Genomic DNA, 6,000 nt, shown 5'->3' with positions numbered 1-6,000 from the left:
GCCCCTTTTGGGGCGGCACGTTTTTGTATGGGGCCAGTTGGGGCGGTGACGTTGCTTAGGGGGTACACTGGGTAGCGTTGGCTATTCGTTTCCTCTTGTGAGGTGTTGGTTATGGGTAAGAAATCTCGGGCTCGGGTGGCTGCTGCTGGGACTCGTAAGGATCCTGAGCGTCGGGTTGTTGAGGGCGGCAAGGCAGAGCGTGCCGATAAGAAGAAAGCCGGTGCGCATGCTCATCCTGAGTGGGCGCCTCATTTGAATTCGGCGAGTGAGGACTTGACTGCCAAGCTGTTCACGATGGTCGAGGTCATCTTGGGTGTGGTGCCCGTGGTGGTCATCGGTTTGTTTCTGGCCTCGAAGGACGCCACGAGCGTGGATAAGCTCACCGATGTCTTTTCGCAGGACCCCTCGATGGTGGTCACGTTTATCTCTGCGTGCCTGCAGCCGTTTGTGGCGTACATGCTATACATGGTCTATCGCAAATACTGCGAGGGCGACGCTGGTTTTGCCGCCGGCAACCTGATTGGACTTCTGTGCTCCGAGATCCTACTGCTCAATATTCCGGGCGTGATCGGTATGGGCATCTTGCTGTGGCGCGTTTGGCGCAATGTCGCTCCGCACTTTGAGAGCTGGCTGTTTGAGCGTCGCGTAATGGGCGTGCTGGTCGACATCGCGGGCTCACTCGTGATCCTAGTCCTGGCGTTTATGTGTGCCACCGCAGCCCGAGGTCTTGCGGGCATGTAATCTGCTTTCACCGACTGCTGAGCGCGGGGCGGGGAAATACCTTTTCCTCTCGCTCACGGCTTCGCAGAGTCGCGCGAGGCAAAGGTATTTCCCCGCCCTGCGCTCCGGCTTCGGGTCGCCGCGTGCTCGTTGTGGAAAAGCTGATAATTAAGTTTGTGTGCCGCCCCTTTTGGGGCGGCACATTTGTGTGGGTGTGGACAGTTAGTTCAGATTTGTATATTTCGGACGGCTTATGGGCCGCTATTTGTACTCCTGAAGGCCTGTTGGATGCTTTTAGATGGCTTGGAGTGCCTGAATAATGCTTCGGACGCCCATTGCGGGGGATCATGGGCGCTCATCGAATGACTTTCGTGTTGATTGAGAGGGCCTGAATTATACAAATCTGAACTAACTGTCCAGACACTCCTTTTGGGGTTGAGCATTCTGCCCGAGGTCCTTGTCTTCACAGTTTTCGTCAAGCTTTTGGTTAGATTTTGGTCAGTTGGCGTAAGGGCGGAAGGCCAAAAGATTGCTGGCGAAAAAAGCTCAGAGAAAGTGCTGGTAGGGGAGTTGTTGAGCTTTTCGACAGCTTTTGAGCAAAAGAAACTTTGTGGCTATTGCCGGCGATTGCGTTGTCGCGGTCATGGCGGTGCGGGATGCTGGTCGTAAGCGTCGAATGCTCCGATTTTGGAGGCCAGCATGGATCTGTTTCTTGAGACTCCGCAGCGACAAGCTGAGCGCATGCTGCGTCAACAGCAACGACTCATGGAGATGCAAATGCAAGGGGCGGCAGCCCAGCCCTTTGCGCAAAATGTCGTGCCCGCTGCTGTACCTGCAGCTGTGCCCGGGTGTGAATCGGCGCCAGAGGCCTATTCCGTACAGCAAGATTCATATGCGCAGGAGCTCGCGTTCGACAAGCATCGTGCGCGTCGCCGTCGCTGGGCCCAGCGCCTGCGTACGTTGGCGATGATCGTGCTCATCCCGTTGGGGCTTGCGGCCATCTTTCTGGCGTCATATGCCCTCACGTGCATCCTCAACGGCGCATCGCCCAACGAGGTACTTCAGCACTTGGCAGCTCTCGGCCAGCGCTTGGGGGATGTCGCAGCAACTATCCGCGCCAGCTGGGAGAGCTAGCAGACCGGCACCCATAGCGCAAAGGTAACTTGTCTGCGCTCGATTGGACATGAGCTGCGTTTGACAGGGTAAGATTAATCGCGGTTTTTGATTGGTGCTCGATTGGGTTTGTTGGGCGGAGTTTATGTCTGCTATTGATATTGTGCTTGTTGTGATTGCCTTGGTGGCGGTGGGGGTTGCTGTGGCTTGCGCCCTCCAGCTCAAGAGCCTGCGTGCCGAGTTGCGGGAGCGTGGCGACAGTAGCGCGGAAACGCTGGCAGCGCTCGAGCAGGCCAACAGCACGCTCGACACCCTGAACGTCGCGTTGGCCGAAACCCGCCGCACGGCAAATGCCATCGCGCAGCAGCAGACGACCGACGCCGCCGTAGAGCAGCAGCGCTACCTGACCATTGCGCGCGAGTTCTCGCAGGCCGGCGACCGTATGGATGACCTGCGCCGCGAGACGGCCCAACAGCTTGGCGCCAACCGCGAAGGCATCGAGCATCGCCTGGACAAGGTGCGCGAGACGGTCGATGCCCAGCTGGGCGCCATCCGCAAAGACAACAACGTGCAGCTCGATCAGATGCGTGCGACGGTGGACGAGAAACTCTCCCGTACGCTCAACGATCGCCTGTCGGCATCGTTTAAGCAGGTGAGCGACCAGCTCGAGGCCGTGTACAAGGGCCTGGGCGACATGCAGTCTATCGCCACCGGCGTGGGCGACCTTAAGCGCGTGCTGGGCAACGTCAAAGCGCGTGGCATTTTGGGCGAGGTGCAGCTGGGCGCGATCCTGGCGGACATCCTCACGCCCGACCAGTATCTGGAAAACGTCGCCACCAAGCCCGGCGCCTCGGAACGCGTTGAGTTTGCCGTCAAGCTGCCGGTGGACGAGGGCGACCCCGTGCTGTTGCCGATTGACTCCAAGTTTCCGGGCGACGCGTACGAGCACCTGCTCGACGCGCAAGAGTCGGGCGACGCGGAGGCCGTTGCCGCTGCGCGCAAGGCGCTCGATATGATGGTGAAGCGCGAGGCAAAGGACATCTGCGAAAAGTACCTGAGCGTACCCGCGACCACCAACTTTGGCATTATGTTCGTGCCGTTTGAGGGCCTGTATGCCGAGGTCGTCAGTCGCCCCGGGCTTATCGAGACCCTGGGCCGCGACTATCACGTCAACGTTGCCGGCCCCAGCACCATGGCCGCCATTCTCAACAGCCTGCAGATGAGCTACCAGACGTTTAGGCTGCAAAAACGTACCGACGACGTACTGCGCGTGCTCTCCGCCGTCAAGGCCGAGCTGCCGCGTTATCAGGCGGCGCTGCGCCGCGCCCAGCAGCAGATCGAGACCGCGGGCAAAACGGTCGAGGGCATCATCACCACGCGCACCAACGTCATGGAGCGCAAGCTCAAGGACATCGACGCGCTGGAAGACGCGCGGGAGGCCGACGAGATTTTGGGCTTGGAGTCCGCAGGCTTACTCGCAGACCAAAAAGACGAGGACTAGTCGCAACGGACGGTGGGGCGCCGGCGTAAACGCGGGTGCCCCACCGCTTTTCGCATCGCGCTTGCCTGAAGTGCGCTTCAATGTGCAACAATGGCGTTTCGCCCTATCAGATGCGAAAGGAAGCCCATGTCTCAGAGAAGCACCAGCCCGCTCAGCCGCTCCACCGTGCGCCGCACGTTGCAGCGGTTTTGGGGTGTCACGCGCACGCAGCCGCTGATTGTCTTTCTCTCGGTGCTCTCGTCGGCGGGCTACATCTTTTTGCTGACGTTTGCCAATACCTATGTGATGGCCCTCATTGTCGACCGCATTCAAGCCGGTCCCGTGGCGGGTGACCAGGTGTTTGAGGTCTTCGGCCCCTATATCCTGGCGCTCGTGCTCGTTAACCTGGTGGGTCAGATCCTCTCCAAGCTGCAGGACTACACCGTCTACAAGCTCGAGATTGCGGGCAACTATCACCTGGCGCGTCTGTGCTTCGACACGCTCTCCAACCAATCCATGACATTCCATACCAGCCGCTTTGGCGGATCGCTTGTGAGCCAGACGAGCCGTTTTATGAGCGGCTATACGGGGCTGGTGGACGTGACGGTGTATTCGCTCATTCCCACCATCACCTCGGTTGTCTGCACGGTGGCGGCGCTCGCCCCGGTGGTGCCGACGTTTACCGTGATCCTGGTGTGCATCATGGTCGTCTACATTGCGTTTGTCTGGCTTATGTACAAGCGCATCATGCCGCTTTCGGCCGCGACGTCCGCCGCGCAGAACAAGCTCTCGGGCGTGCTCTCCGACGCGGTCACGAACATCTTGGCCGTCAAGACTTGCGGGCGCGAGGACTTTGAACGTGATCTGTTCGATACCGCCGACCGCGCCGCGCGCGACGCCGAGACGGTCTCGATGCGCGCCATGATGCAGCGAAACTTTACGACCTCGGGCCTTATCGTCATCACCATGGCCGTGGTGAGTGTGTTCGTGGCGGGCGGCAATGCGTGGTTTGGCATCTCGGCCGGCTCGCTCGTCATGATCTTTACCTACACCTATAACCTCACCATGCGCCTGAACTACGTGAGTTCCATGATGCAGCGCATCAACCGCGCTTTGGGCGATGCGGCCGAGATGACGCGCGTGCTGGACGAGCCGCGTTTGGTGGCAGACGACCCGGACGCCTCTGAGCTCAAAGTGACCGAGGGCGCGATTGATTTTGAGCACCTGAGCTTTGCGTACCGTGACGCTGCGGCGGGCGAGAACGTGTTCGATGACCTGACACTTCATGTGGCGGCGGGCCAGCGCGTGGGCCTGGTGGGCAAATCGGGCTCGGGTAAGACGACGCTTACCAAGCTGCTGCTGCGCCTGAACGATGTTCAGGGCGGCCGCGTGCTCGTGGACGGTCAGGATGTCTCGCGCTGCACGCAGCAAAGCCTGCGCCGCCAGGTTGCCTACGTGCCGCAGGAGGCGCTGCTGTTCCACCGCTCCATTCGCGAAAACATTGCCTACGGTCGTCCCAACGCCACTGATGAGCAGATTCGCGAGGCCGCGCGCCTGGCCAATGCCCTGGAGTTTATCGACCGATTGCCCCGTGGCTTTGACACCATGGTGGGTGAGCGCGGTGTCAAGCTTTCGGGCGGCCAGCGTCAGCGCGTGGCTATCGCCCGCGCGATTCTCACCGACGCGCCGATTCTAGTGCTCGACGAGGCGACCTCTGCCCTTGACAGCGAGTCCGAGGCGCTGGTGCAGGAGGCGCTCGAGAACCTGATGCGCGGGCGCACCTCCATTGTGGTGGCGCACCGCCTGTCCACCGTGGCGGCACTCGACCGCATTGTGGTGCTGGCGGATGGCGAGATCGTCGAGGACGGCACGCACGCGCAGCTCGTCGAGGCGGGCGGCGAGTACGCGAGCCTGTGGAGCCGTCAGACCGGCGCATTCTTGGAGGCGTAAACGTCTCGGACGTGGGACAATTGTGCCCATAAGTTTATTGTGCCGTTGAGCCGAGGAGTCGTTATGCCACGCGAGACCAATGCCGCCAAGCGCGAGCGCGCCATCGAGGTGTGTGAGCGCCTCAACCGTCGCTATGGCCCGGTCGAGTGCTTTTTGGACCACGAGAATCCCTTCCGCCTGCTGATCGCGGTGCTGCTTTCGGCGCAAACGACCGATGCGCAGGTCAACAAAGTGACGCCGCGGCTGTTTGCCCAGTGGCCCACGCCCGAGGCCATGGCCGGGGCGAGCGTAGCTGACGTGGCGGACACCATCAAGTCGCTCGGCTTCTACAAGAGCAAAGCCAAGCATGCCGTCGAGGCCGCGCAGATGATCGTCGCCGACTATGACGGCGAGGTGCCGGCCGACATGAAGGAACTCGTGAAGCTGCCGGGCGTGGGACGCAAGACGGCGAACATCGTGCTCAACGTGGGGTATGGCATCGTGGAGGGTATTGCGGTGGACACGCACGTCAACCGCATTGCGCACCGCCTGATGCTGAGTCCCAAGACGCATGCCAAGGAACCGCTCAAGACCGAGCAGGATCTGCTCAAGATTTTGCCGCACGAGTATTGGGAGTCGGTCAACCATCAGTGGATCACCTTTGGTCGCGAGATCTGCGACGCCCGCAAACCCAAGTGTGACGAGTGCCCGCTGGCAGATTTGTGCCCCAGCGTGCGCGTGGCGGGGTAGGGCGGAAC

General features: G+C 60.7%; 5 protein-coding genes. All 5 read left to right on the top strand.

Going from position 1 to position 6,000, the window contains the following annotated elements; translation table 11 throughout:
* Positions 1-111: 111 nt before the first annotated feature.
* Complete coding sequence (locus DW899_RS07950) at positions 112-741, top strand: hypothetical protein (protein ID WP_147349742.1); 630 nt, start codon at positions 112-114, stop codon at positions 739-741.
* Between the two features lie 678 nt (positions 742-1,419).
* The gene (locus tag DW899_RS07945) at positions 1,420-1,854 is read left to right on the top strand and encodes a hypothetical protein (RefSeq protein ID WP_117800589.1); all 435 of its coding nucleotides are present in this window, start codon (positions 1,420-1,422) and stop codon (positions 1,852-1,854) included.
* A 124-nt stretch (positions 1,855-1,978) separates the two neighbouring features.
* On the top strand, positions 1,979-3,334 hold the full coding sequence (locus tag DW899_RS07940) for a DNA recombination protein RmuC (protein ID WP_117800588.1): 1,356 nt from the start codon (positions 1,979-1,981) through the stop codon (positions 3,332-3,334).
* 126 nt (positions 3,335-3,460) lie between these two features.
* Positions 3,461-5,263, top strand: a complete 1,803-nt coding sequence (locus DW899_RS07935; RefSeq protein WP_117800587.1) for an ABC transporter ATP-binding protein — start codon at positions 3,461-3,463, stop codon at positions 5,261-5,263.
* 63 nt (positions 5,264-5,326) lie between these two features.
* Entirely contained in the window at positions 5,327-5,992 is a 666-nt protein-coding gene (gene nth, locus DW899_RS07930) for an endonuclease III (protein WP_117800586.1), read from the top strand.
* Positions 5,993-6,000: the final 8 nt, after the last annotated feature.

Source organism: Collinsella sp. AM41-2BH (assembly GCF_003468085.1).
Taxonomy (GTDB): Bacteria; Actinomycetota; Coriobacteriia; order Coriobacteriales; family Coriobacteriaceae; genus Collinsella.
The sequence above is the reverse complement of the archived record's forward strand: the minus strand, read 5'-3'. Positions and strand labels throughout refer to the sequence as shown.